The organism is Streptomyces gossypii, assembly GCF_025165795.1.
In the GTDB taxonomy this organism is placed as follows: domain Bacteria; phylum Actinomycetota; class Actinomycetes; order Streptomycetales; family Streptomycetaceae; genus Streptomyces; species Streptomyces gossypii.
In genome coordinates this window covers 193,966-219,330 of record NZ_JAJAGO010000003.1, presented here as the reverse complement: position 1 = coordinate 219,330, position 25,365 = coordinate 193,966, and the positions used below count along the sequence as shown (strand labels likewise).

Sequence of the window (25,365 nt, the reverse complement as noted above, 5' to 3'; positions counted from 1 at the left end):
CCCGGCGCGGAAACTCATCGGGGCGGCCGAGAGGGTGGACCGCGGCGGCGGTCCACCCTCGGGCGCCGTGCCTCTCAGGCGTGAGGCCTCTCCGGCGCGGGGCGTCTCAGGCGCGGGGCGCCGCGATCAGCGCCGTCGTCTCCGCCGGCAGCTCGGCGATCTCCACCAGATCCAGCCCGGCCCGGTCCAGCATGCCCCGGAACCGCTCGACCGTACGGTGGCGCCCGCCGTTGGTCATCAGCAGGTGGAGGTCCCACAGGGCGGGCAGCACGGTGGAGCCGTCGTCCACCACGACGCGTTCGAGGATCAGCAGCCGCGAGGACGCGTCGGCCATCCCCCTGCGGCAGTTCTCGAAGACCCCGACGACGTCGTCGTCCTCCCAGCCCGCCAGCACCCGGCAGAGCGTATAGACGTCCCCGCCCTGCGGTACGGCGTCGAACATGCTGCCGCCCACGATCTCGACCCGGTCCAGACCGATGGTGGCCGCGAGGTTCTCCCGGGCCGCGGGCACCACATGCTCGCGGTCGAGCAGGGTGCCGCGGGCGTCGGGTGTGGCGCCGAGCACGGAGGCGAGCAGCTGGCCGTTGCCGCCTCCGACGTCGACGACGCTCTTGCCCGAGAAGTCGAAGATCTCCGGCACGTAGTCGAAGAAGAGGTTGCCCGCCTTCATCGCCCGCTGGAAGCGGAGGGAGGCGTCCTCGTCCTGGCTGAGGTACTCGTACAGCGGCTTTCCGTACGCCACCTCGAAGCCCGCGCTGACCGTGCTGATCGCCTCCGGGGCGTGGCCCCAGGCGGTGTAGAACTCCTCGCCGTAGAGCAGGCACATGTCACGCATCGAACCGGGGCGGTCCAGCAGTACGGAGCTGACCGGTGTGTTCCCGTATCCGCTGTCCTCCGAGCCGTCGAAGACTCCCATCGCGACGAGCAGCCGCATCAGGCGGTGAACGCCCTCCTCCTTGGCACCCGTCGCGGCGGCCAGCTCGACGCTGGTGGTGCGCCCCTTCTCGATGTGGTCGGGCAGGCCCAGCTTGCAGGCGGTGTAGACCGCCTGGGCACGCCAGCCACCGGTGATCATCTCGATGGCCTTCTGCGAGGCCTGCAAGTCGACCCGCATCCCGTTGTTCGTCTCGGAGGTCACGTCGGAATCCCCGCGCGCTTGATCACCGGGATGTCAATGCCGAGTGCACGCATCTGATTGTACGGGTTGTGGAATTCTCGCTGCGTGACGATCTTCCCGTCCTTCATGAGAAAGTGGTGGATGAAATGATTGCGATACTCACCGGCGGGGTAGTCCGGGTAATGGATCTCGCCCTTGCCGTCGCACTCGACCCAGAACCGATTGGGATCCTGAGTCTCGGAAACCTCGATGTTGTACCAGACCCAGTTCGGGAATATCTGGAGCGACCACCGGCCATGGGCCTCCAGCTTCTCGTGTCCGCGTGACACGATCGGCTCGGGAGTGTCGCCCGTGTAGAGGCCCGCGCTGCCGTCCTCGGTGAAGAGAAGGTAGCGAGTCAGACGCGTCTCGCCCTTCCGGCCCATATAGTCCTCGACCACGGCACGGTGACGGCGGCGGAGCTCCGTGGCGTCCTGGAATCCGGATGTGTTCGCGGTGGCATCGGTCATATGGATTTCTTAGCAGCTGGGTAATGTCGTCCTCAAGTGTCCAGTTGGACAGACACTCACCCGGACGCTCTCAGACGGGGTGTCCAACCTCGGAAAATCCACAGTTGGACACCTGGAAACATTGACTCCTAAACTTCTTTTCTTGGCGAGTCCGGTGGCGCCCGCTACGGTAAGGGAATGTCCGACTACGTGATTGCAGATGTGTTCACCGAGACCGCCCTGGAAGGCAACCCGGTAGCCGTATTCCTGAAGGCGGACGGCATTTCCGCCGCACTCATGCAGCGCATCGCACGCGAGATGAACCTCTCGGAGACGACGTTCGTGCTCCCGCCCACCAGCGACGGGGACGTGCGGGTGCGCATCTTCACGCCGGTCAACGAACTGCCCTTCGCCGGGCACCCCACGCTGGGCACCGCCATCGTGCTCGGCGCGTCGAGCACGGACGACGGGATACGGCTGGAGACGGCGATGGGCACCATCCCGTTCACCTTCCAGCGGGGAGAGGGCGGCGCCATCACCTCCGCCCGCATGCGCCAGCCGGTGCCCACCTGGGAGCCGTACGCACAGGCGGACGAGCTGCTCGCGGCCCTCGGGCTGGAGGACTCCGTGCTGCCGGTGGAGGTCTACCGCAACGGCCCGCGGCACGTCTACGTCGGGCTGGAGAGTGTTGCCGCGCTCTCCCGGGTGCGCCCCGACCTCCGTGCCCTGGCCGAGCACCTCGACATGGCCGCCAACTGCTTCGCCGGCGAGGGGGCGCACTGGCGGATGCGGATGTTCTCACCCGCCTACGGCGTGGCGGAGGACGCGGCGACGGGATCGGCCGCGGGCCCGCTCGCGATACACCTCGGACGGCACGGGCTGGCCCCGTTCGGCCAGGAGATCGAGATACTCCAGGGCGTCGAGATGGGCCGCCCGTCCCGGATGTACGCGCGGGTGACGGGCAGCGCGGAGCGGATCGACGGTGTCGAGGTGGGCGGCTCGGCCGTGGTGGTCGCCCGGGGCAGCCTCCGGCTCTGAGCGGCCGCGAGGCGGTGGTGCCGCTCTCGCCGGTGGTGCCTCGGCGGGGTCACCCTCGTCAAAGGCACCTCGTCAAAGGCGCCCTCGGTAAAGGCCCGGCCCCCGGGCCGTCGATCCCGGGAGCCGGTCCGCCGTCAGGGCTGGAGCCGCATGCTGGTCCAGCCCTCGGCGCTGTGGTCGTAACGCAGCCTGCGATGCAGCCGGTCGTCGCTGGACTGCCAGAACTCCACCATGCTCGGCACGAGTTGGTAACCCACCCAGGCGGCGGGCCGGGGCAGCATCCCCTCGGTCCTCCCGAGCCGCTCAGCTTCCGCCCGCAGCGTCTCCTCGTCGTCCAGCGGCTCGCTCTGGTGCGAGGCGACGGACATCGGGTGGAGGAACGGCGGGCGTCCCGCCCACAGTTCGTCCGACTTGTGATCGGTCAGCTGCACGACCGGGCCCATGAGCTGGACTTGCTGCTTGGTCTCCCGCCAGTAGACCAGCCCGGACGCCCACCCGTTGGCCTCGATCTCACGGCCCTTGCCGCTGTTGCTGTGGCTGGCGAAGACCAGCCCCACCTCCGTAATAGAGATCACCGAGATAATGCGGTTCGAAGGGCGCCCCGAAGTATCCGAGGTGGCCAGTGCGAGCGCGCCCGGCTCCTGCACCTGACGCTCGACCGCGGTGTCGAACCACTCGCGGAACAGCGCGATCGGATCGGCCGGCGGCTTGTCGAACTCGGGCAGCACCAGTGCGGCGGCCGGTGCGGATGTCGGCGCGGTGTTGTCGGTAGTCCCGGTCATCGCTGCTCATTCCTCCAAGGCCAAGCCTCGCCCGGCCAGTTGCGTATGGGTGAAAATCCCCTCGACGGTGGCTTCCACATCGAAGCGCACCCGCTCGGTGGGTGGGTAGCCGATCAACTCGGCGGCCCGGTGCGGCGGCAGCGGCTGATCCCCGACGTCCGCCGACTCCCACAGCATCACCGCGCCCCAGCGGTCGCCCGCCCGGTCGGAGATCCAGAACTTCAGGCGCAGCCCCTTCACCGCTTCCCAGGGGCTCACCCCTTCGTCCCGGAGATAGACCCGCAGCGAGTCGATGGTCTGCTCGGAATCGCTCAGGTCCCACCAGGCGATCGTCGCTCTCATCAGCCCAGCACCTCCTTGATTCGGTCGGCGAAAATACGGGGGCCGCCGTGGGTGAGCACGGATTCGGCGTGGAACTGCAGTGAGGCGAAGTGCGGCCCGCGCAGGGCGTGCACCTCGCCCGTCCGGAGGTCCCGGCTGACCTCGACCAGCCCGACGCCCGGGGCCTCGACCTTGCCGTCGGCGCTGTGCGCGGCGAAGGTGTTGTAGAAGCCGACCCGTTCACGGTCGCCGAACAGGTCGATCGTGCGCTGTGCGCCCTGGTGGGGCACCTCGCAGCGCTCGATCTCCAGGCCGAGGGTGCGGCTGAGCACCTGATGGCTGAGGCAGACCGCGAGGAACGGCCGTCGCTGGGAGAGCAGTTTCGCGATCGCCCCGTACAGATGGGCGATGCGGGGGTGACTGGTTTCGCGCGGGTCGCCCGGGCCCGGGCCCATCACGACCAGATCGTGCCCGTGCCAGGAGTAGTCCTCGTCGAACCGCCGGACGGCCACCTCCAGTCCGAGCGACCGGAGTTGATGCCCGATCATTCCGGTGAAGGTGTCCTCGGCGTCCACGACGAGCGCCCGCCGCCCCGCCAGCGGGCCGGCGGCCCACCCCGCCCCGTCCTGCTGCCGCTCCTCCCGCACCATGGACCCCTCCCGCACCGCGGACTCAGCCCGTGCCGAGGACTCCGCCCGGGGCCGCTCCGACAGCCAGAATCCCCCCAGTTGGGTGCTGCGCCTGCTCAACGCGGCCCGCACGCCTGCGTCCTGGCCGAACCGCAGCTTCCGTCCGGTGTCCAGCGCGTTCAGCAGACCGGCCGCCTTCGCGCGGGTCTCGGCGGCTTCGGAAGCCGGATCGGAGTGCCGGACGAGGGTGGACCCCACCCCCAGCGTCACCCGTCCCGCGCTGTCGATGTCGGTGGTACGGATCAGGATCGTGGAGTCCATGAACCGCTCGCCCCGGCCGTCCCGCCCGATGAGCGCCAGGACACCGCTGTAGTAGCCGCGGCTGGACGGCTCGTACTGGCTGATCACCCGGCATGCGCTCTCCAGCGGGCTGCCCGTCACCGTCGGCGCGAACATGGTCTCCCGCAGGATCTCGCGGGGCCCCCGGCGGGAGCGGCCCTCGATGAAGTACTCGGTGTGCGCCAGCCGGGCCATCTCCTTGAGGAACGGACCGACGACCCGCCCGCCGTCCTCGCAGATCCGGGCCATCATCTTCAGTTCCTCGTCGACGACCATGTGCAGCTCGTCGCTCTCCTTGCCGTCGCCGAGAAACTCCATCAGGCCTTCGAGCGTCGGCCCGTCCGGCGGATAGCGGTAGGTGCCGCTGATCGGGTTCATCACCGCGTCCCCGCCGTGCAGGCTGACGTGCCGCTCGGGAGTCGCACCGACCAGCGTGCGGGTGCCGGTGTGCAGCAGGAAGGTCCAGTAGGCGCCGGACTCCAGCTCGCACAGGCGGCGGAAGAGGGTGAGAGCGCTTGCTGCGGAGTAGTCCTCGATGTCGACGACGTAGGACCTCTTCAGTACGAAGTTGGCGCCCGTACCCCTGCCGATCTCGTCCCGGACGATCCGGCGGACGATCTCGGCGTACGCGTCGTCGTCCACGTCGAAGTGGCCGCCCGCCAGCTGGATCGGCGTCAGCGGTATCCGCTCCAGCGACTCCTGGAGCGGCAGCACCACCTGGTCGGTGACGCGCATGGCGAGCAGCGGCACGCCGTCGTCGGCGCAGGCGTAGCCGCGTTCGGTGATCTGCCGGTACGGCACGGCGACCAGCACGTCATTGCCCGTTCCCGAGACGTCCTCGGGCAGCGGGATGTCCGCCAGAGCCGGCGGGGTGGTCATCTCGCCGAGCAGTACGTCCAGCCGGTCGGGGCCCGCTCCCGGGCCGGCGGCCTCGGGGCGGTGCAGCAGCGCGAACGGCGCGCCGGGCGGCGCCGCCAGCACCTCGTCCAGCAGGTCGGCACCGGTCATGTGAAGACCTCCGCCGTCGTGACGACCGCCGCGCAGCGCTCCGCCGCGTACTCCAGGGCCAGCCGGTGGTAGTCGGCGGAGAAGTCGGCAGTGGCGTCGACGACCATGAAGGGCTGTATGTCGTTGCTGAACGCCTCGACGGCGCTCATCAGCACGCCCACATGCGCGTAGACGCCGCAGATGATCAGCTGGTCCCTGTCGTGCTCCCGCAGCTGGGCCAGCAGCCCGGAGCGGAAGAAGGCGCTGTACCGCCACTTGGTGAACACCCAGTCGTCCGGCGCCGGATCGAGCGGTGCCACCACCTCGCGGTCCGCCGGGTCGACCCGCATGCCCGGCCCCCAGAAGTCGTTGAGCAGACCGCGCTCCTCGCGCGTCATGCCGCCGGGCTGCTTCGTGTACGCCACCGGCACACCGAGCGCCCGGCACCGGTCCAGGAGCGTCGCGGTGTTCCTGATGAGCTGTTCGGCGATGACGTCGGGAAACGGCCGCAGGAAGAACCGCTGCATGTCGTGGATCAGCAGTACGGCACGGTCGGGGTCAGCGACCCATGGTGCGGTGTTGCCCGGCAGGTCATCCGGTGTCGGTAGCGAGTAGGGCTCGATCGTCGGGATGCCAACCATGTCCGTCCGTCCTCAGCGTGTGTCCGGGAGCGACCGAGCCCCGGGAAGGAGTGCAGGGGTTCCCGCGGTCGGCGCGTTGTTCGTGGTGCTGCTATCTCCGGTCGTGGGCGTCCGGTTCCTCCTGCGCGAGCTGCTCCGCCAGCAGGCGCCAGCCGTCGGCGCATTCGGCCGCCAGCTTCGCGATCACGTGCCGGGTGTGCGGGGGGACTTCATGGACGAGGGCGGTCCACTTCTCGTTGCTCAGCATGTGGACCTCGAGCAGACGCAGCAGGGCCCGGCCGGTCTCGGTGAACCGGAGCGAAGGGTCGGCCCGCAGCCGCTGGACCGTGCGGGAGAGGTCGGGTACGTGGCTTCGCACCGTCGTGTCCACCGGTCCGGCCGCCGCCGGTGCCCGCCGTGCGCCCCGGCGCCGGGGCAGCACCGGATCCTCGCCACCGAGCAGGCGCGCACGCACCGTCCGTACCGTCTCCGGGGAGATGCCCACGGCGGCGGCGACCTGGCGCAGGGAGAGTTGAGGGTTCTCCCGGAGCATGTCGCTGGCGAGCCTGCGCTGTTCCAGGCTGTTCACGGGCCGGACGCGCCCGTCCCGGCCGACCCGGCCGCGCTCTGGAACCTTGGGGGCGGCGCTCCCCCGGCGCAGCTCGGCGATCGTGCGCGGGGAGAGTCCGGTCACCGAGGCGATGAGCCGGTCGGACCACTGCGGGTGGGAGGCGACGATGCGGCATCCCGCCGCCTTGCGGTCCGCAGTGGAAAGGGGCAGCCCGTGCACGACGTTGGCACGGACCGCGAAGACGAACGCGTCGTCGGCGTCGCCGTCGAAGAAGCGGACGGCGATCTCGGGCTGACGGCGCAGCCGGGCCGCCTGGAGCCGGTGCAGGCCGTCGATGACGCGCATCGTCGTACGGTGGACGACGATCGGCGGCAACTCCTCGGAGGTACCGGCCAGGGCCCGGACATGGTCCAGATCCGGGCCCGCCGTGCGGGGTGAACCGGCGCTCCGCAGAGCGCCGACGGCGACCGTGACCACCGGCCCCGGGGCCGCCAGTAGATCCCCCGTCACCTCGCTCGTCCCCGCACCGGGGTATTCAGGTGCTTCCCGTGGCGGGCTCGCAGCGAAATTGACCACGTCTACGCCCTTCAGTCGCCATGGATACCGAAAGTGATCGTGCAGCGCGCCGTTCAACTGCCGCCGCCAGCAACACAGGTGGGCATGTCTGGTCCACGGACTGGCTCAGGAGACCTGTTATTCGTTGCGTTTCCGCCTACCGCCCCGTGCTCCCCCGTCCGGCGGAATTCCTTACTGGCTCAAAGCATGGTTGGAGGTGAGGTGCGATCACGTCAACAGCGAAAATTCTGACGCGGTGAGGGGTTGGCCAGAATGCCCGTCTTGACGGCGCGCCACGCGCGGAAACCGATCATGTGGCCCGCTGGTGGCCGAGGTGCACCGCCGAAACCCGGGAAGGATCCGGAGCGGGCGCAGCTGTCCTGAAATGCGTGTTGCACAGATCACAGCTGCAACTTTTTCACGGCACGACAATTCCGTTAGCACAACTACAATTCCCGGCTCACAGCTGCAATTCTTCGTCAGAACCGTGGCAGGGAAGCTGATGAGGGAAGCCGGTCCGGCAGGCCGCCGGAGGTGGACACCCAGGTGTCCACCTCGTTCCCGGAGTACTCCCGGATGTCCCGCAGGCGCTCTTCCAGGGCGCGAGGGACCTCAAGAGTCACGGCCCGGTCGCGACCTCCCGGTCGGGGTCCGCGATCCACTCGCTCCAGGACCCGACGTACAGCGCCGCGTCGATCCCGGCGAGCCGCAGCGCCAGCACCTGATGTGCGGCCGTCACGCCCGAGCCGCAGTAGGCCGCGGCAGGGGTGCGGCTGGTGACCCCGAGGTCGCGGAAGCGCTCGCGCAGCTCGCCGGGGGGCCGGAAGCGGCCGTCCGGCGCGCTGTTGTCGAAGGTGGGGGCGGAGACGGCGCCCGGGATGTGCCCGGCGACCGGGTCGAGCGGCTCCACCTCGCCCCGGAACCGCTCGCCGAGCCGGGAGTCCAGCAGTACGCCCTCGGCGGCGAAGCCCGGCACCTCGTCCACGGTCAGCCGGGGCATCCCGCCCGGCACGGCGGTGAAGTCCCCCGGCGCGGAGGGCTCTTCGCCCCGCCCCTGTACGACCGGGCCGCCTGCCCGCTCCCACGCCTCGTAGCCGCCGTCCAGCACGCGTACGTCCCGGTGCCCGAAGTACCGCAGCATCCACCACAGCCGGGCGGCGGCGGCAGTGGCGTCGCGCTGGTCGTAGACGACGACCGGCTCCCCGCCCCGCACGCCCACGCGGCGCATGGTCGCCTCGAAGCCGGCAGTCCCGGGCAGCGGGTGCCGACCGCCCGCGCCGGGAGGCCCGGCGAGGTCAGCGCCCAGATCGACGCGGACCGCGCCCGGCAGGTGTCCGGCCAGATAGTGCTCCAGCGGAGGCGGTCCCGAGCGGCTCCAGCGCACGTCGAGCAGGTGCGGCGGCGATCCGGCCGCCAGCAGCTCGCGCAGTTCGGGCACGGTGATCAGGGTGTCCTGCGCATCTGGCACTTCGGACCGCCTCTTCGGGTGCGACATCGGGCGCCCCACGGTAGCGCCCTGCCGGCCCGTTCACGCGGAAAGACCGCGGTCCCGCCCTACCGGCGGGTTGAGTCGGGCGAAGCCCTCCTGGCGCTCGTACGGGAAGTAGGGGTACGGCGCGGGCTTGCCGCTCGCGGCGTCGAGCTTCGCGACCTGCTCGGGCTCCAAGGTCCAGCCGACGGCGCCGATGTTCTGGCGCAGCTGCTTCTCGTCACGGGCGCCGATGATGACGGAGGAGACCGTCGGCCGACGCAGCAGCCAGTTGAGGGCGATCTGCGGGATGGTCCGGCCCGTCTCCTGGGCGACCTCGTCGAGGGCGTCGACCACGCTGAAGAGGTGTTCGTCCTCGACGGGCGGGCCGAACTCGGCGGTCTGGTGCAGCCTGCTCCCGGCCGGCAGCGGCTGGCCGCGCCGCACCTTGCCGGTGAGCCGCCCCCAGCCGAGCGGGCTCCAGACGATCGCGCCGACCCCCTGGTCGAGGCCGAGGGGCAGCAGCTCCCACTCGTAGTCGCGGCCGACGAGCGAGTAGTAGACTTGGTGGGCGACATAGCGCGGGTAGCCGTGCTCGGCGGCGACGCCGAGGGACTTCATCAGCTGCCAGCCCGCGAAGTTGGAGACACCGGTGTAGCGGATCTTCCCCTGGCTGACCAGCTGGTCGAGCGTGGACAGCACCTCCTCGACCGGCGTACCGGCGTCGAAGGCGTGCAGTTGGAAGAGGTCGATGTAGTCGGTGCCGAGGCGGCGCAGCGCGTCCTCGGTCGCCTTGATCAGCCGCGAGCGTGAGGTGCCCGCGTCCTGCGGTCCGTCGCCCATCGGCAGGCCGGCCTTGGTCGACAGGATCACCTCGTCCCGGCGGCCCTTGATCGCCTGACCCAGCACCTCTTCCGACGCACCGCCCGAGTACACGTCGGCGGTGTCGAACATGGTGATGCCCGCCTCCAGGCTGATGTCCAGGAGCCGCCGGGCGTCCTGGGCGTCGGTGCTGCCCCAGTGGCCGAACAGCGGACCCGAGCCACCGAAGGTGCCGGTGCCGAGGCTCAGTGCGGGGACCACGAGCCCGGATGCGCCCAACCGTCGGTATTCCATGGGTGATTCCTCCTTTGTGGTGCACGGCTCTCGCCTTACTCTCGTCTTAACGGAGCTTTGGGCCCGTTAAGACGAGAGCAACGTACCACGACTCTGACTATTAACGGAACTACAGCCCCGTTATCGCTGGCTCGGCTACTGACTCGGCCGTTGGCTGTGCTGCCGGCGGTGGGGCGGGCCCGGCGACCGGCCGCGCCCCCGCACGCAGCCCGAACGCGCTGATCACGGCCGCGAGCAGCGCGGCAGCCAGCGGTACGACCAGCCCCGCGTGGTAGCCGTCCAGCAGCGCGGCGGGCGTATCCCCGTCCGTCGCGGCCACGTTGACCGCCGTCACCGTCGAGAGCCCGAGCGCGGCGCCGAACTGGAGGGAGGTGTAGAGCAGCCCTCCGGCCAGGCCCTGCTCCGCCTCCTCGATGCCGTCGGTGGCCGCGATGGTGAGCGGCCCGTACGCCAGCGAGAAGCTGAGCCCGAGGAGGACGAGGCTGGGCAGCATCACCAGATAGGTCCAGTCCGAGCCGACCGGCAGGAAGAGGGCGTACGCGAGCGCGGCCAGCAGCATCCCTCCGAAGATCACCCGGGCGTTGCCGAACCGGCTGACCAGCCTGGGGGTCAGCGTGGGCGAGAGCACCGCGTCGATGCCCAGCACCATCAGCGCGAAGCTGGTCTCCAGGACCGACCATGCGCGCAGTTCCTGCAGATACAGCACGAGAAGGAACTGGAAGCCGAAGAACCCGGCGAAGAAGAGCAGCCCGGCCAGGTTGGCGCGGACGAGCGGCCCGTTCCGGAAGATGCCCAGGCGTACGAGTGGCTGACTCGTACGCCGCTCGACCCCGACGAAGACGGCGAGCGCGGCCAGGCCCGCCGCGAGGGTGCCGAGAGTCCAGTCCAGGCCGGTGTGGGAGGCCCGTTCGACACCGAGGACGAGGAGCACGATGGCTGCGGTGATGGTGACGCCGCCCGCCAGGTCGATGCGCTGGCCGCTCCGGTCCGGACGTGGCGCCTTCGGGATCAGCGCGAGCGCGGCGACCAGGATGAGGAAGGAGAGCACGACCGGCGCGAAGAACACCCAGCGCCAGCCGATCGAGGTGAGCAGACCGCCCACGACGAGGCCGACGGAGAAGCCGCCCGCGGCGGTGCCGGAGTAGATGAGCAGCGCCTTGTTGCGCTGCGGTCCGGCCTCGAAGCTCGTGGTGACCAGGGAGAGTCCCGCCGGGGTCATGAAGGCGGCGGCGACCCCGGTGACGAACCGGGCGACGATCAGCATCCAGCCCTCGGTCGCGAAACCCCCGAGGCCGGAGAAGAGCAGGAAGACGCCGAGCCAGAAGACGAACATCCGGCGACGCCCGAAGAGGTCCGCCGCCCGGCCGCCCACCAGCATGAAGCCGCCGTAGCCGAGGACATAGGCACTCATGACCCACTGGAGCTGCCCGGTGGCCAGCCCGAGATCGGCACGGATGGACGGCAGGGCGACATTGAGCATGGCGATGTCGATGCCTTCGAGGAAGATCGCACCGCACAGGACGAACAGTACGCCCCATTTGCGCGGACTGATCGTGTTCATATGGATTCCTCACGAGACGGGAGGTTTTTACTGGCTCCCTCAGCTTCGATCACCGCGCGCGGTGGAACAACGGCGAACATCGCAACGTTCATTCAGCCAGACTTACCGATCGTGCCTGCCCGCCGGACACACCTGGGGACTTCCATGGAACGCGATGAGCTGGACTGCTTTCTGATCCTCTCCGAAGAGCTGCACTTCGGCCGCACAGCCGACCGCATGCGGCTGTCGCGGGCCCGGGTGAGCCAGCTGGTCCAGCGCCTGGAACGCCGCGTCGGTGCCCCACTGTTCGTCCGTACGAGCCGACGCGTCGCCCTCACCGCCCTCGGCCACAGCCTGCGCAAGGACATCACCCCGCACCATCGCGCGATCGAGGCCGCCTTCGCCCGTGCGAGCGCCACCGCACGCGGCACCGACGGGGTGCTGCACGTCGGGTTCTCCAACCCGCTGGCCGGAGAGATCGTCATGAAGGCGACAGAGGCCCTGCGCGCCGGCCATCCCGGGCTTGCGGTGGAGATCTGCGAAGTCACCCTCTCCGACCCCTACGGGCAGCTGCGCAAAGGCGAGTTCGACGTACAGCTCACCCCGTTCCCGATGCGCGAGGACGATCTGGGCGGCAGCCAGGCGCTGCTGACGGAGGCCCGGGTGCTGGCAATCTCCACCGGACACCCGCTCTCCGGACGCGACTCGCTGACACTCGAAGACCTGGCGGACGTCCCCCTGCTCACCATCGACGGTGAACTCCCGGACTACTGGCGGGAGTACCACGTCCCCTCGCACACCCCCAGCGGCCGTCCGATCGGCCGGGGCCCGGCCATCACCAACATGGAGGAGGCGCTGACGCTCGTCGCGGGCGGCAAGGGCGCCCTGCTCTCGGCCGCGCACACCGCCACCTACCGCGCCCGTCCGGGCGTCGCCTACGTCCCCTTCGCGGATGCGGCGCCACTCGGCTACGGCCTGGTCTGGCGCGCGGGCGACCACACCGGCGCCGTCCGTGCCTTCGCCCGCACGGCCGCCGAGGCCGCCAGGTCCCTCACCCTGAGCGACCCCGCCCCACCTGACGCCGTGACGGTGGCGCCGTGACGGAGTGGCGCCGTGACGGGGTGACGCCATGACCCCGATAGCCGGTTGTTCCGCCCGGTGCACCGGTCAGGTGCCGGTGAGGATCTCGACTCCGCGGCCCGGGAACAGCGTGCCGACCAGGAAGTCATGCACCTCATCGACAGGGTCGGCACAGACCCCGCTCGCCACGCGGACCCGGAAGTCGCGGTCCGCGGCATCGTAGACCGTGGCCGCCACCATCGCGCCGGTCGCGACACCGGCGACGACCAGCGTCTCGGCACCGCTGCTGCGCAGCACCAGGTCGAGGTCCGTCCCGGCGAAGGCGCTTACCCGTTTCTTCGTGACGACGACATCACCGGGCCGGCGGCCCAGACCAGGATCGAGCTCCACGCCCGTCGAGCCCTCGTGGAAGTCGTCACCCATGGCGAATGCCGCCTGCACGGCCGCGTTCCGCTCCGGCACGTCCGTGCCGTTCGCCCGGAGCTGCGTACGCACGAACACGACAAGGTCCCCCCGCTCCCGGGCCGCAGCCGCAAGAGCGGCCGCCTGCGGGACCAGCTCCGCCGCGAACGGGTAGTTGCGCGTGATGCCGACCTGAAGATCACCGATGATGACTGCCGACTTCGCCATGGATGTGACACCTCCGGGCTCGATAGCGGTGGATATACACCTGTTCACACAGGAAGCACCCACTCGATGGAAAGCCGCTTCAGACTTCTCGCGCAGATCCTCCCCGAGGACGGACCCATCGTGCTCGTGATCTACGAAGTCCCCAGAGGCCCGTCGCGGACAACCCGTTCGCCGCAGGCGGGGGTGGGCGGGTAGCGTCGGGCGGCCGTCGGTGTCGCGGCGGGTGGTCACGGTGCAGGTGCAGGTACAGGTGCAGGGCAGCCAAGGGGAGCCGGTTCCATGTCAGTCGATGTCCGTTTCAGTACGTCCGGTGCGTCCGGTCCGTTCAGCCCGGGGACTGGCGGGGTGGGCGCCGCTGACAGTCACGATGTGATCCGGGTGCGGGGCGCCCGGGAGAACAATCTGGCGGATGTCTCGCTGGACATACCCAAGCGCAGGCTGACCGTCTTCACCGGAGTCTCCGGCTCCGGGAAGTCCTCGCTCGTCTTCGGCACGGTCGCCGCCGAGTCGCAGCGGCTGATCAACGAGACCTACACCGCGTTCATCCAGTCCTTCATGCCGAGCCTGGGGCGGCCCGACATCGACAGCCTGGAGAACCTGAGTGCCGCGATCGTCGTCGACCAGGAGCGGATGGGGGCCAACTCCCGTTCCACCGTGGGCACGGCGACCGACGCGTACACGATGCTGCGGATCATCTTCAGCCGCCTCGGCACCCCGCACATCGGCACCTCGACCGCCTTCAGCTTCAACAGCGCCGAGGGCATGTGCCCCACCTGCGAGGGGCTGGGCCAGGTGTCGAAGATCGACATCGACCAGCTGGTGGACCGGCAGCGGTCGCTCAACGAGGGGGCCGTCACCGTCCCCGGATTCGCCGTGGACTCCTGGTACTGGCAGGTCCTCGCCCATTCCGGCTTCTACGACCCCGACACCAAGCTGGGCGACTTCACCCCCGCCGAGTGGGACGACCTCATGTACAGGCCCACCACCAAGATCAAGGTGGGCACGAACAACATCACGTACGAGGGCCTGATCCCCAAGGTCCAGCGGGTCTACCTCAGCAAGGACCGGGAGTCGATGCAGGCCGGGCTCCGGGCCTTCGTGGACCGGGCCGTCGTCTTCGCCGACTGCGCCGACTGCGGCGGCACCCGGCTCAGCCCCGCCGCGCTGTCCTCCACCATCGACGGCGTCAACATCGCCCAGTGCTCGGCGATGCAGATCAGCGACCTGGCCGGGGTGGTGCGCGGCATCGAGGACGAATCCGTGGCCCCGCTGCTCGCCACCCTGCGCCAGACGCTGGACTCGCTGGTGGAGATCGGGCTCGGCTATCTGAGCCTGGACCGCACCTCCTCCACGCTGTCCGGCGGCGAGGCCCAGCGAGTGAAGATGGTGCGCCATCTCGGCTCCAGCCTGACCGATGTCACCTACGTCTTCGACGAGCCCACCATCGGACTGCACCCGCACGACATCCAGCGCATGAACGGCCTGCTGCTCCTCCTGCGCGACAAGGGCAACACGGTGCTCGTCGTCGAGCACAAGCCCGAGGTCATCGCCATCGCCGACCACGTAGTGGACCTCGGACCCGGCGCGGGCACGGCGGGCGGCCGGATCTGCTACACGGGCGACGTCCCCGGGCTGCGCGCCTCCGACACGCTGACCGGGCGGCACCTGGAGCACCGGGCCCGGCTGCGCGAGACGGTACGGGAACCGCGCGGGCAACTGCCGGTGCGCGGGGCGGGGCTGCACAACCTCAGGAACGTCGATGTCGATCTCCCGCTCGGTGTGCTGACCGTGGTCACCGGTGTCGCCGGTTCCGGCAAAAGCTCGCTCATCCACGGCTATGTGTCGCCGCTGGAGGGCGTGGTAGTGGCCGACCAGACACCGATACGCGGCTCCCGCCGCAGCAACCCGGCCACGTACACCGGACTGCTGGGCCCCGTCCGTACCGCATTCGCCAAGGCCAACGGCGTCAAGGCGGCGCTCTTCAGCGCGAATTCGGCGGGCGCCTGCCCCACCTGCAACGGCCTGGGCCTCGTCTACACCGACCTGGCGATGATGGCCGGGGTGGCGTCCGTCTGCGAGAAGTGCGAAGGCAGGCGCTTCACTCCCGAGGTGCTGACGTACACGCTGCGCGGAAAGAACATCAGCGAGGTACTGGGCATGTCGGTGGCCCAGGCGCAGGAGTTCTTCCCCGGCGGCCAGGCGCGCACCATCCTCGACCGGCTCGTCGATGTCGGGCTGAGCTATCTGCGGCTCGGGCAGCCGCTGAACACCCTCTCCGGCGGCGAGCGGCAGCGGCTCAAGCTCGCCATCCACATGGCGGAGAAGTCGGCGACGTACGTGCTGGACGAGCCGACGACGGGGCTGCACATGGCGGATGTGGACCAACTGCTGGCCCTGCTGGACCGGCTGGTCGACGACGGGAACACGGTGATCGTCATCGAGCACCACCAGGCGGTGATGGCCCGCGCCGACTGGATCGTGGACCTCGGCCCGGGCGGCGGCCACGACGGCGGGCAGGTGACCTTCACCGGCACGCCGGCCGACCTCGTCGCGCACGGGGACACGCTCACGGCGGAGCACCTGCGGCGGTACGTGGGCGCCGGTTCCGGCGCGTAGCGGCTAAAGCCGGGGACAGCCCTTAGGCCCCCGGCGAACGGCCGGTGAGCAGGCGGTAGGCCGTGGGCCCGAGGGCGCGGGAGCGCGTGTAGCGGCGGGTGGCGAGGGCTACCAGCGCGGTGCCGGTCGCAGGGCGGAAGCCGAGGAACGTCTCCTGGCCCATCGTCGCGCCCGAGTGGAAGTAGAGCGGGCCTTCGTCGGTGGGGTGACGGAACCAGGACAGGGTGTGCGTGTGGCGATACCCCAGCCCCCGTCTGAGTACGGGTTTCTGGACTTCACGCAGTGCCGCGCGCAGCCCCGGGGGCGCGTCACCGGGGGACAGATGGGCTTCCAGATAGCTCAGCAGATCCCCCGGCGTGGCCCTGACCGCACCGCTCGCGAAGAAACCGCCGGCGTCGAACGGCGGGAGCGCGGTCACTCCGTCGCCGGCGTGACCAGTCGCGTCCTTACCTGCCCCCAGCGGCACGGTCCCGGTTTCCCACAGGCCCAGCGGCTCGAAGATATGCCGCGACAGCAGCCGCTCGTACGGGCTCCCGGCGGCGCCGGAGAGTGCCGGGCCGAGGAGGGCGGCACCGAAGTTGGAGTAGTGCCAGCGCCTGCCGGGCGGATGGCGGGGGCGGCTGCGCGCGAAGGCGGCGAGCAGCCGCTCGCGCGAGTATCCGGCGTACGGATTGGTGCGCCAGTGTGGCAGCGCCTGAGGGTAGAAGTCCCAGGGCAGCCGGGGCAGTCCGGCGGTGTGGGTCACCAGGTGCAGGAGGGTGACGGCGCTGAGATGCGGGTGGGGGCGCGCATCCGGGTGCGGATGCCGGTGCAGGTGTGAATGCCGGTGTGCGTGCGGCGCGGGCAGGTGGTCCAGTGCGCGGTCGTCCAGTTCCAGCTCACCGCGCAGAGACAGGTCCGCGAGCAGCAGGCCGGTCAGCGTCTTGGATGCCGAACCGATCTCGTAACGCAGCGCCTCACGCGGCGTGCCGGGGGCCGCGGGGCCCGTACCACCGGTGACGACGGTGCGCCGCCCGTGCTGGGAGTGCGCGAGGACGACGTCGGGCGCGTCGAAGCCGCACACCGCCGAGCACAGCAGCGGAGCCACCTCCGGATCGGCGTCGTAGCCCGATACGGCCGCGGCGGACGTACGGACACCCGCCCGGGTCACGGCTGCGGCACCGTCAGCGCCGTCATGGCACGCGAGGTGGCCATCACCGAGGCGAACGCCGCGACCAGCGTGGGGTGATAGGCCAGGTCGAAGGTGTCCGCCGGGTCTCCGGGCGGCAGGGTGCGCTGCACGGGCATCGCACCGTCCGGCTGCTGCGCCGCCGCGTACAGCTGCCAGGCAGCCGGGTCGAGGGTGGGACGCGGCAGGCAGGCGTCGACGACGAGCAGCTCACCGAGCAGATCCCAGTGTTCGACGGAGGCCCAGTCCTCGATCCACACCGGCAGCCACAGTTCGAGATAGTCGGCGATGTCCGTTGGCAGCGCCTCGGGATGCTCTCCCCAGTCGGTGAGGTGGAAGACGGTGTGGGTGACGTCGTACGCGATGTGGTAGACGGCCGTCCACGGTTCGGGCGTACGCCCCAGCCAGGTGCGCCGGGCGGCCTCCGCCACCTCGATGCTGGGCGGCAGCCCCGCACGGATCTCGACCCGGGCCAGGCCGAGCCGCCGGTTGGGCGCCATCTCCAGGGCCGTCCAGCTGGTCAGCCCCCGGGCGAGCCGGGCCCGGCCCTCGACCTCCTGATTGCGGTAGCCGAGCTCCTGGAACGGCACGTACAGCTCCAGCGGGATGGGCGAGAGCGGCTCCCGGCGCTGGAGCCAGGCCAGCAGCTCACCTCCGTCCAGCACCTCCCGCCAGGCGTAGTCGAGCAGCTTCCGGATGATGGCGGACTGCTGGGATCCGGCGACGCCCTCGCGGAAGAGCACCTTGCCGATGACGGCGAGTTCACCGATGGGCTTGAAGCGCTCCCCGATCTCCAGGGCCGAAGTGGACGCGTCCGTCCGGGCCCTGAAGTGCGTACGGTTCGCCGCGAGCCACTCCAGCGCTCCGGCACCCACGCGGTGCAGCAGTTGCGGGCTGATGGGAGGTGCGCTCGTCGCGAGGGGGCCGGGCGGGGGCGGGCTTGTGGGGGAACTGGACGGGCGACTGGTCACGAACGGCCTCCACCGGACGTCGAAGGGACGGGTGCCGCGCGCGTTCCGGATTCCGGTGCCGGGGCCCGTGACAATCCCGGTGCCGCATCCGGCGGCACGGCGGCGGCACGGATGCGGGCGGCGGTCAGTACGGCGGCGAAGGCGCCGACCAGAGTGGAGTGGTAGCAGGAGAGGAAGGACTCCCGGCTGCCCGGCACGGGCCGCACATCGACGGCGGGCGGCGGCCCGGACTCCGCGATGGCTCCCGCGGCGTTCTGCGCCCTCGCGTATGCCCCCCACACCTCAGCGACCGGTACCTGCCACGGGCCGGAGCCGGGCAGGCTCGCGGCGACGGCCAGCAGTTCGCCGGTGAGGTCCCACAACTCGCTCTCCGCGCAGGAGTCCAGCCAGGCGGGCAGCCACAACGTGAGGTGGTCGCAGACCTCCACCGGGAGCCGCTCGGGCTCCGCACCCCAGTTGGTGACATGGAAGACGTAGTGCGTCAGGGCGTATCCCGCGTGCACTTCGAAGGTCCACGGCTCGGCCAGACCGCCCAGCCAGGTGCGCCGCATCGCCTCGTCGAACTTTGCTTCGGCGCGGTACGCGTCCGCGATCCTCGCCTCGATGCCCGCGCCCGGGCCGTCCTCGGGCCAGTCCGGTCCGGGACAGACGCCCAGCCTGCGCTGCACGTTGAGCAGCGCGAGTTTGCGGGTCGGCTCGTGTTCGGCCAGCCCCCACGCCCGTGTCGTGGCGATGAAACGGGCGAACTCCTCGAACTGCGGGTGCCGCAGCCCCGCTTCGGCGAACGCCCCGTAGACCTCCAGCGGGTAGGTGGCGTACGGCTCACCGCGTGCCAACGTCTGGAGCAGTTCGCCCTGGCCGGTCTCGCACCAGGCGAAGTCAAGGAGTTCACCCGCGAGTTGATGCTGAACGCTGCCTGCGGGGCTCACTCGCAGAGTGTTCGAGCTGATCTCGGCAAGCTCCGCCAGCGGCTTCAGGGTGAGGCTGCGGCTCACCTCGGGTGCGGTGACGTCCTCGGGCAGCCGGAAGTCCGGGAGGTGGCCGTGCAGCCAGGACAGCGCGGAGAGCGAGACACGGTCCAGCTCCGCCGCGGTGTCCTGCGCCGCCGTGGAATGCGCCGCGCTCACCCGGACGCTCCTTCGCGGGCGAGCTGCGCGGCCCGTACCTGGAGGGCCACACGGGCGTCAGCCGCACCCATGTGGTGGATGAGGTCCAGGCCGCCGTCGAGCCCGAGCGAGGCCGGGACCCCTTCGGTCACCGCCAGCCAGCGCCCCGCTCCGGCCGCCTGCAGCCAGTCCCGCCGCCGCACCGCCCGTACGAAGCCCCGCGCCAGGTCCACCGGCCGCTTGGCGACCGCCGCCGCCAGCGGAGAGGGCAGGCCGGGGACGGCCAGCGCGGCGAGTTGGGAGAGCTGATGGGTCATGCGCTGCCAGGGCTCGCTTGCGACCCAGCCGGTTTCCGGGTCCGGTTCGGGACCCAGGTCGGGACCCGGTGCACCCGTCCGTACGCGGTGCAGCGCCGCACGCATGCCCCAGTGACTCCACGCGCTGGCGGACGACGCACCGGGCTTCGGCGGGAAGGCTCCGACGGCGCCTTCGACCAGCGCCACATCGGCGTCCGTGGGTGTCTTGCCGCGCAGGGTGCACGGGGCGAACGCATCGGCCCCCAGCACCCGTACGGCCGCGACCGTCGCCGGGTCGTCGGAACGGCTCAGCACCGAACCCAGCAGGTCAAAGGGGTCGCCCCCGCCCCGAAGGGCGAGGACGACCACTGACGCGAATTCCTGTACTACGTCCGACACGCGGCTCGCAGTATCAGAGTGCTCCGCTGACACGATTCGAGTCAGCCCTTCTTCGGCCGCGGGGTCTGCGGCGAGAGAAGCAGCGCACCGACGAACAGCAGGAGGCCGGCGCACTCGGCCGAGTCACGGAAGATTCCGTCTGCTTCTGTGGGGTTGAGGAGCGATTCGACGTCGTCCGCCATCGTCTCGGTAGCCAGGGTGTTCGGAGTGCCAACGGGCATCATGGGATCATCCCCTAAGGGGTAGGTTGTCTGACTTTAGTCAGTAGAAACCGATATGCACGGTTCTGCAAACCCAGTGGGCGGGAACTTCCCAAGGCCCGCTCCCACCAGCGGATTTCCTCGACAACTGAGGGAGCGCCATGGGCCGTTCGGGGGAGAGTGCTTCGCGCGTCCGGCACAAATCCGGTGGCCGATCCACACCCGCGCCGCGATGATTCCCGCATGGCGTCCCAGAGATCACGTACGTTCGAGGACCTTGCGGCCGAGGCCGAAGCCGCACCCGTGGAGGGGTGGGACTTCTCCTGGCTGGACGGCCGCGCCACCGAGCAGCGGCCCTCCTGGGGGTACCAGCGCGTGATGAGCGGGCGGCTGGCCGAGGCGTCCGCCGCACTGGACATCCAGACGGGCGGCGGCGAAGTCCTCGCCGAGGCACCGCGCTTCCCTGCGGCGATGGCCGCCACGGAGTTCTGGCCACCGAACCTCGCGAAGGCCACACAGCTGCTGCACCCGCGTGGAGCCGTCGTGGTGGCGGACCCGGACGAACCGCCGCTGCCGTTCGCCGACGCCGCGTTCGACCTGGTGACCAGCCGGCACCCGGTGACCGTCTGGTGGGACGAGATCGCCCGGGTACTGCTGCCCGGTGGTACGTATCTGGCGCAGCATGTCGGCCCCGCGAGCATGTTCGAGCTGGTCGAGTACTTTCTTGGGCCGCAGTCCGAGGAGGTACGGCACAGCCGCCACCCCGACGATGCCCGGCGGGCGGCGGGAGAAGCCGGTCTGGAGGTCAGGGATCTGCGGATGGAGACGCTGCGCTCCGAGTTCTTCGACATCGGCGCGGTGATCTACTTCCTGCGCAAGGTGATCTGGATGGTGCCCGGCTTCACGGTCGGCGCCTACCGGGAGCGGCTGGGCGAGCTGCACGACCGGCTCGCAACGGAAGGCCCCTTCGTCGCCCATGCGACCCGCTACCTGATCGAGGCCCGCAAGCCCGCCGGGTGAGGAGCCCGGCCGGGTGATGTGCCTGCAATCGGGTGACGCGGCTCAGCCGCCCGGAGTAACGAGCCGCGCCTCGTACGCGAAGACCGCCGCCTGCGTACGGTCGCGCAGTCCGAGCTTGACCAGGATGCGCCCCACATGAGTCTTCACCGTCTGCTCGGCGACCACCAGCCGGGCGGCGATCTCGCCGTTCGACAGGCCCTGTGCGATCAGCGACAGCACCTCCGTCTCACGCTCGGTGAGTGTGCCCAGCCGCTCCACGCGCGGCCCGCGTACCGTGCCCTGCTGGGCGAACTCGGCGATCAGCCGCCGCGTGATGTTCGGCGCGAGCAGCGCCTCGCCCGCCGCCACCACCCTTACCGCCTCGGCGAGCTGCCCGGCGGAGGCGTCCTTGAGCAGGAAACCGCTGGCTCCGGCACGCAGCGCGTCGTAGACGTACTCGTCCAGATCGAAGGTGGTCAGTACGAGGACGCGGGTGGTCTCGCCGGACCGGGCCGCGATCTGCCGCGTGGCCTCGATGCCGTTCAGCTCCGGCATCCGGATGTCCATGAGCATGACGTCCGGGCGGAGCGCGGCGGCCTGGGTGACGGCCTCCCGGCCGTCCTCCGCGTGGCCGACGACCTCGATGCCCGGCTGCGCGTTGAGCAGCACGGAGAAGCCCTCGCGCACCATCATCTGGTCGTCGGCGATCACGACGCGGATCGTCTCCACCGTCATTCGCGTTCTCCTTCTGGGTTGCGGGGGTCGGCGTTGCGGGCGCCGGCGGGAGGGGCATGTGCGTCGGGGTGGTCGGCCGCTTCCTGATGAACGGGGAGGAAGGCGGTGACCTGGAAGCCACCGTCCGGGCCTGGTCCGGCGGCGAGCTCACCGCCGAGCATGGTGGCGCGTTCCCGCATGCCCAGCAGTCCGTGACCGGCGCCCGGCGAGGGCTCGGGCGGCTGGCGTGGCGCGGTGTTGGCGACGCTCACCCGTATGCCGTCCGGCCCGTGCGCGATCTCCACCCGCACCCGCGAGCCCGCCGCGTGACGCAGCGCGTTGCTCAGCGCCTCCTGCACGATGCGGTAGACCGACAGCTCGACGCCCGGCGGCAGGAGGCGGGGCTCGCCGGTGACGTTGGTCCGTACGTCCAGCCCGGCCGTACGGACGTTGGCGACCAGGTCGTCGAGCCGGTCCAGTGAGGGCTGCGGGGCGTCGGGGGTGCCGTCGGACGGGCGCCCGCCGTGCTCCTCGGAGCGCAGGACGCCGAGCACCCGGCGCAGTTCGGCCAGCGCCTCCAACGCGTTGGAGCGGATCACGGTGAAACTGCGGGTGAGTTCCTCAGGCGGATCCTGCACCCGGTACGGCGCGGCCTCCGCCTGGATGGAGATCACCGACATGTGGTGCGCGACGACGTCGTGCAACTCGCGCGCGATGCGGCTGCGCTCCTCCAGGAGCGTGCGCCGGGCGCGTTCCTCGGCGGTCAGCGTCTCTTGCGCCCGCAGCTGCTGACGCGCCTCGCGCGCCCGGTGCATCGAGACGCCGATGACGGCTGCGAGGGAGAACAGGGCAGCCGCGAAGACGACGCTGTCCGAGTACTCCCCTCCGGGGCCGCGCGCGTTGATCGCCACCGTCAGCAGCAGCGCGGCGGACAGCGTCTGCGCGGTCACCCGCGCCGGTACGCGGAGTGACAGCAGCAGTTGCACGGCGGTGTGCGCGAAGAGCCCGGCCACGGGCCAGGGCCAGACCGCGCTGGGGTCGGCGGGCGGGGCCGTCGCCGCGGCGCCGGCGACGAAGACGGCGATCGAGAGCCACCAGCCCAGCATCGGCCGGTACAGACCGAGCGCGACGGCTGCGGAGTGGCCGAGCCCGAGCACCGTCGCTGGGCCGCTCGCGACCCCGTAGGCGTCCTGGAACTGCACGGCGCTGGTCAGCAGCACCAGCGCCAGGGCACCGAAGAACACGTGCGGCAGCCTGCGCAGCAGGCGCGGCCCGGCCATGGGGGGCATGGGCAGCACGGGTGCCCGCAGCAGGTCCTCCCGCAGCCCGCCCGCCGCATGGCGCAGCCACCCGGTGATCTTCTCCCTGGCCATGGCGGGGAGTCTAGGCGGCAGCATCACGGCCCCCGCCTCCCCGCGGCGCCCGCGGCGTTCTCCATCCGTCGGCGCGGAGACCACGGAAGGACGGTGGAAGCGCTCATACCGTCGACCGGTGAAGAGGTGCCCCACCGGCTCCGCGCCAGGGCCACCGCCGCGCTCCGGCAGGGCGGGCGAGCCACCTTCGCAGGGGCCCGCGCAGCAGCAGTGCTCCCCCGCACTGAGCGAGACCGAGGAAGACAACGGTCAAGCTGGGCGGCTGGAGGCCGGGCGGCTCGGTGGGGGAGGCGCCGGCCCACAGCACCAGACCTGTGAAGCCCGCCGCGCCCACGGCCAGCAGCGCGGCAGCCGTACGAGCGCGGGCGAACGCGCCGTGCGCCCAGGAGGCGCCCAGACAGTACGGGACCAGCCAGACCGCCAGGACGTTGGTCCAGCTGAGCCATTCCGGGGTGCTCTCGTGGCCGGAGCGGTACAGGTCGGCATGGAGCACCACGGCCAGCGGCCAGAGCGGATTCAATCGGGCGGTCAGGGGTGTGATCGCGATCAGTACGCCGAGGACCGGCAGGAACCACAGGGGTGCGACCACCATCGTCAACAGGGTGTGAACAGTCCCGCCGTCCGCGCCGATCGTGACAAGTGATACCGCCGACGCGGCCCACGCCACCAGCAGTGCCAGGACCGGCCGCGCGGCACGGCCGAGCCACCCCCGCAGCCATGCTCCGTACGGCGCTCCCTGGGCGTGGGCCTGACTGCGTACGGCGGTATAGCCGCCGAGCAGGAACAGGACGGCGAGGGGGTACAGCACCCAGGAAGCCGGGGCCAGTGCCGGCAGCCAGGTCAGCGAGCCGGCCCCGTCCAGTTGCACGTCGCCCTGGCGCGATGCCGCGAGCAGCCAACCCCCGAGGACGAGAACCAGGGCGAGTAGCGCGAGCGCGCCCGGCGCCCCGGTGGCGCCGTCCTGCCCGCGCCGTTCAACCATGGCCGACCGCCGATGATTCACCGCGCGCGATCCGAGCGAGGTTGCGCAGCGACTCCGATCCGGGGCGCAGATAGTCGCTGTGCCCGCCGTCTCCGGCGGCGAAGCGGCGGGCGCCGAAGTCGCCGGAGAGCGGGTCGGGGCCGAGCCCCAGGTGCGTACCGAGCAGGTCGGGGCCGGCATGGGGGACGTGCTCTATCCAGTCGTCGCCACCCCGCCCGGCCCAGACACGGGCCTCGGTGCCGAGCGCGTCGGCGCTCTCGGCACCCGTGCCAGGGCTGCCGAAGAAGGCGATGTCGGTAACCGCCCGATCGACCGCAGCCGCACCCCGCCCGCGGGCTGTTGCCGCCGGAAGCTCATCGGCAGCACGCCCGCAGACTGCCGAGCCGTACGAGTGGCACAGCAGCGCGAACCGTGCGTCCGGAGCGGTGACGTGGCGCAATGAGTTGATGAAGCTCCGCAGTTCCACGGCCCCGTCGTCGGCGCGGCCGGTGGTCAGGGCCTCCGTGCTGACCGTCCCCGGAGTGTCGTAACCCAGCCAGGCCACCACGGCGACACGCGCGCGCGGGGCCTGCCGCCGGGCCTCCGCGTACAGAGAACGGGCCGCACCGGCAAGCGACTTGGCGGGGTTGTCGGTGCCCTCGGACGGATCGAAGGTGTCCACGGTGGTATCGGCGCCTGGCACCAGGACGGCGATGCGGTCGGCGGTCGCCAGCTCGCCAAGCACCTCGACGGCGCGGCCGTCGCCCCGGCCGTCGAAGGCGAGCAACTGGCGCTGGGGGGAGGCGAGTGCGTAGAGGTTCGCTGCCCGCTCGCCGTCTCCGTGGGTCTGTGCCATCCGGGCGGCGGCGCGGGCCGCGGCGCGGTCGGCCGCGTAGTGCTCCGCCAGATTGGCGGCGGTGAGGGCGGGAAGCCGGGGCGGTGCGGGTGCGGGCGTCGCCCGCGCCTGCCCGGCACCGGACAGCGGCACCACGACGGCCGCCGCCACGATCGTGGCAAGCACTCCCCTGCGCAGCCGCCCGCCCCGCTCCCACCAGCCTCGCAGCCGCAGCCCCATCGCTTACCCCCTCCGCCACCCCGGCCCCAGCGGCCGGTCATGGCAGAGAACTTACGAATCACAGCAGGTCAACCGCGTCCCGCTACGGAGCCCACCTCGCGCCTGGCTCTCAGGTATGACCGGTACGGGGTGCAAGCGCTCAGGGTGCAAGCGCTCAGGGAGTAAGAAGCCGTTGTCGTACCGAGAAAAGGCAGGACCTCCTGCGC

25 protein-coding genes are annotated in these 25,365 nt (G+C 70.7%); 4 read left to right on the top strand and 21 right to left on the bottom strand.

Annotated features, from left to right (window positions below):
- Positions 1–106: 106 nt before the first annotated feature.
- Both LHJ74_RS07445 and LHJ74_RS07440 read right to left on the bottom strand, forming a co-directional pair.
- A complete protein-coding gene (locus LHJ74_RS07445) occupies positions 107–1,138 on the bottom strand; it encodes a methyltransferase (RefSeq protein ID WP_260216753.1) in 1,032 nt (343 codons plus the stop codon).
- Positions 1,135–1,626 carry a PhzA/PhzB family protein gene (locus LHJ74_RS07440; RefSeq protein WP_260216752.1) on the bottom strand — a complete coding sequence of 164 codons (492 nt, stop codon included), beginning with the start codon at positions 1,624–1,626 and terminating at the stop codon, positions 1,135–1,137. Before LHJ74_RS07440 ends, LHJ74_RS07445 begins: the two co-directional genes overlap by 4 nt.
- Before the next feature lie 177 nt (positions 1,627–1,803).
- On the opposite strand from LHJ74_RS07440, the gene LHJ74_RS07435 reads away from it, so the two are divergent.
- Entirely contained in the window at positions 1,804–2,643 is an 840-nt protein-coding gene (locus LHJ74_RS07435; protein WP_260216751.1) for a PhzF family protein, read from the top strand.
- A 134-nt stretch (positions 2,644–2,777) separates the two neighbouring features.
- On the opposite strand, the gene phzG is transcribed toward LHJ74_RS07435, so the two are convergent.
- The 9 genes from phzG to LHJ74_RS07390 form a co-directional block, all read right to left on the bottom strand.
- Positions 2,778–3,425, bottom strand: a complete 648-nt coding sequence (phzG, locus tag LHJ74_RS07430) for a phenazine biosynthesis FMN-dependent oxidase PhzG (RefSeq protein WP_260216750.1) — start codon at positions 3,423–3,425, stop codon at positions 2,778–2,780.
- A 6-nt stretch (positions 3,426–3,431) separates the two neighbouring features.
- Entirely contained in the window at positions 3,432–3,767 is a 336-nt protein-coding gene (locus tag LHJ74_RS07425; RefSeq protein ID WP_260216749.1) for a hypothetical protein, read from the bottom strand.
- The gene (locus LHJ74_RS07420; protein ID WP_260216748.1) at positions 3,767–5,722 is read right to left on the bottom strand and encodes an anthranilate synthase family protein; all 1,956 of its coding nucleotides are present in this window, start codon (positions 5,720–5,722) and stop codon (positions 3,767–3,769) included. The genes LHJ74_RS07425 and LHJ74_RS07420 overlap by 1 nt, the downstream gene beginning before the upstream one ends.
- Positions 5,719–6,342, bottom strand: coding sequence for an isochorismatase family protein (locus tag LHJ74_RS07415; RefSeq protein WP_260216747.1), 624 nt, complete (start codon positions 6,340–6,342; stop codon positions 5,719–5,721). The genes LHJ74_RS07420 and LHJ74_RS07415 overlap by 4 nt, the downstream gene beginning before the upstream one ends.
- 91 nt (positions 6,343–6,433) lie before the next feature.
- The gene (locus LHJ74_RS07410) at positions 6,434–7,402 is read right to left on the bottom strand and encodes a ParB/RepB/Spo0J family partition protein (RefSeq protein WP_260216746.1); all 969 of its coding nucleotides are present in this window, start codon (positions 7,400–7,402) and stop codon (positions 6,434–6,436) included.
- A gap of 524 nt (positions 7,403–7,926) precedes the next feature.
- Positions 7,927–8,070 (bottom strand): hypothetical protein, encoded by a 144-nt coding sequence (locus LHJ74_RS07405; protein ID WP_260216745.1) that lies wholly within the window; start codon positions 8,068–8,070, stop codon positions 7,927–7,929.
- The gene (locus LHJ74_RS07400; protein WP_375546684.1) at positions 8,067–8,942 is read right to left on the bottom strand and encodes a sulfurtransferase; all 876 of its coding nucleotides are present in this window, start codon (positions 8,940–8,942) and stop codon (positions 8,067–8,069) included. Before LHJ74_RS07400 ends, LHJ74_RS07405 begins: the two co-directional genes overlap by 4 nt.
- 33 nt (positions 8,943–8,975) lie before the next feature.
- Positions 8,976–10,031: an aldo/keto reductase gene (locus LHJ74_RS07395; RefSeq protein ID WP_260216743.1), complete on the bottom strand. Its 1,056-nt coding sequence runs from the start codon at positions 10,029–10,031 to the stop codon at positions 8,976–8,978.
- Positions 10,032–10,140: 109 nt separating this feature from the next.
- On the bottom strand, positions 10,141–11,592 hold the full coding sequence (locus tag LHJ74_RS07390; RefSeq protein ID WP_260216742.1) for an MFS transporter: 1,452 nt from the start codon (positions 11,590–11,592) through the stop codon (positions 10,141–10,143).
- A gap of 144 nt (positions 11,593–11,736) precedes the next feature.
- Here LHJ74_RS07390 and LHJ74_RS07385 point away from each other — a divergent pair, with 144 nt between their 5' ends.
- The gene (locus LHJ74_RS07385; protein ID WP_260216741.1) at positions 11,737–12,672 is read left to right on the top strand and encodes a LysR family transcriptional regulator; all 936 of its coding nucleotides are present in this window, start codon (positions 11,737–11,739) and stop codon (positions 12,670–12,672) included.
- Positions 12,673–12,738: 66 nt separating this feature from the next.
- Here LHJ74_RS07385 and LHJ74_RS07380 read toward each other — a convergent pair whose 3' ends face one another.
- Positions 12,739–13,281, bottom strand: coding sequence for a cysteine hydrolase family protein (locus LHJ74_RS07380; protein ID WP_260216740.1), 543 nt, complete (start codon positions 13,279–13,281; stop codon positions 12,739–12,741).
- 369 nt (positions 13,282–13,650) lie between these two features.
- Here LHJ74_RS07380 and LHJ74_RS07375 point away from each other — a divergent pair, with 369 nt between their 5' ends.
- A complete protein-coding gene (locus LHJ74_RS07375; protein ID WP_260217365.1) occupies positions 13,651–15,897 on the top strand; it encodes an ATP-binding cassette domain-containing protein in 2,247 nt (748 codons plus the stop codon).
- Positions 15,898–15,919: 22 nt separating this feature from the next.
- Here the strand turns inward: LHJ74_RS07375 and LHJ74_RS07370 are convergent, their stop codons facing one another.
- The 5 genes from LHJ74_RS07370 to LHJ74_RS07350 all read right to left on the bottom strand — a co-directional run bounded on the left by LHJ74_RS07370 (position 15,920) and on the right by LHJ74_RS07350 (position 20,061).
- Positions 15,920–17,047, bottom strand: coding sequence for a serine hydrolase domain-containing protein (locus LHJ74_RS07370; protein ID WP_375546683.1), 1,128 nt, complete (start codon positions 17,045–17,047; stop codon positions 15,920–15,922).
- A complete protein-coding gene (locus LHJ74_RS07365; RefSeq protein WP_260217362.1) occupies positions 17,044–17,964 on the bottom strand; it encodes a DUF6895 family protein in 921 nt (306 codons plus the stop codon). Before LHJ74_RS07365 ends, LHJ74_RS07370 begins: the two co-directional genes overlap by 4 nt.
- A gap of 68 nt (positions 17,965–18,032) precedes the next feature.
- Positions 18,033–19,163 (bottom strand): DUF6895 family protein, encoded by a 1,131-nt coding sequence (locus LHJ74_RS07360; protein ID WP_260216739.1) that lies wholly within the window; start codon positions 19,161–19,163, stop codon positions 18,033–18,035.
- On the bottom strand, positions 19,160–19,837 hold the full coding sequence (locus tag LHJ74_RS07355) for a hypothetical protein (RefSeq protein ID WP_260216738.1): 678 nt from the start codon (positions 19,835–19,837) through the stop codon (positions 19,160–19,162). Before LHJ74_RS07355 ends, LHJ74_RS07360 begins: the two co-directional genes overlap by 4 nt.
- 41 nt (positions 19,838–19,878) lie before the next feature.
- Positions 19,879–20,061: a hypothetical protein gene (locus LHJ74_RS07350; protein WP_260216737.1), complete on the bottom strand. Its 183-nt coding sequence runs from the start codon at positions 20,059–20,061 to the stop codon at positions 19,879–19,881.
- A gap of 219 nt (positions 20,062–20,280) precedes the next feature.
- Here LHJ74_RS07350 and LHJ74_RS07345 point away from each other — a divergent pair, with 219 nt between their 5' ends.
- Positions 20,281–21,057: a class I SAM-dependent methyltransferase gene (locus LHJ74_RS07345; RefSeq protein ID WP_260216736.1), complete on the top strand. Its 777-nt coding sequence runs from the start codon at positions 20,281–20,283 to the stop codon at positions 21,055–21,057.
- 42 nt (positions 21,058–21,099) lie between these two features.
- Here the strand turns inward: LHJ74_RS07345 and LHJ74_RS07340 are convergent, their stop codons facing one another.
- The 4 genes from LHJ74_RS07340 to LHJ74_RS07325 all read right to left on the bottom strand — a co-directional run bounded on the left by LHJ74_RS07340 (position 21,100) and on the right by LHJ74_RS07325 (position 25,159).
- Entirely contained in the window at positions 21,100–21,771 is a 672-nt protein-coding gene (locus tag LHJ74_RS07340; protein WP_260216735.1) for a response regulator, read from the bottom strand.
- Entirely contained in the window at positions 21,768–23,123 is a 1,356-nt protein-coding gene (locus LHJ74_RS07335; protein WP_260216734.1) for a sensor histidine kinase, read from the bottom strand. The genes LHJ74_RS07340 and LHJ74_RS07335 overlap by 4 nt, the downstream gene beginning before the upstream one ends.
- Positions 23,124–23,226: 103 nt before the next feature.
- Positions 23,227–24,105 (bottom strand): MFS transporter, encoded by an 879-nt coding sequence (locus LHJ74_RS07330; RefSeq protein ID WP_260216732.1) that lies wholly within the window; start codon positions 24,103–24,105, stop codon positions 23,227–23,229.
- A complete protein-coding gene (locus LHJ74_RS07325) occupies positions 24,098–25,159 on the bottom strand; it encodes an alpha/beta hydrolase (protein WP_260216731.1) in 1,062 nt (353 codons plus the stop codon). The genes LHJ74_RS07330 and LHJ74_RS07325 overlap by 8 nt, the downstream gene beginning before the upstream one ends.
- Positions 25,160–25,365: the final 206 nt, after the last annotated feature.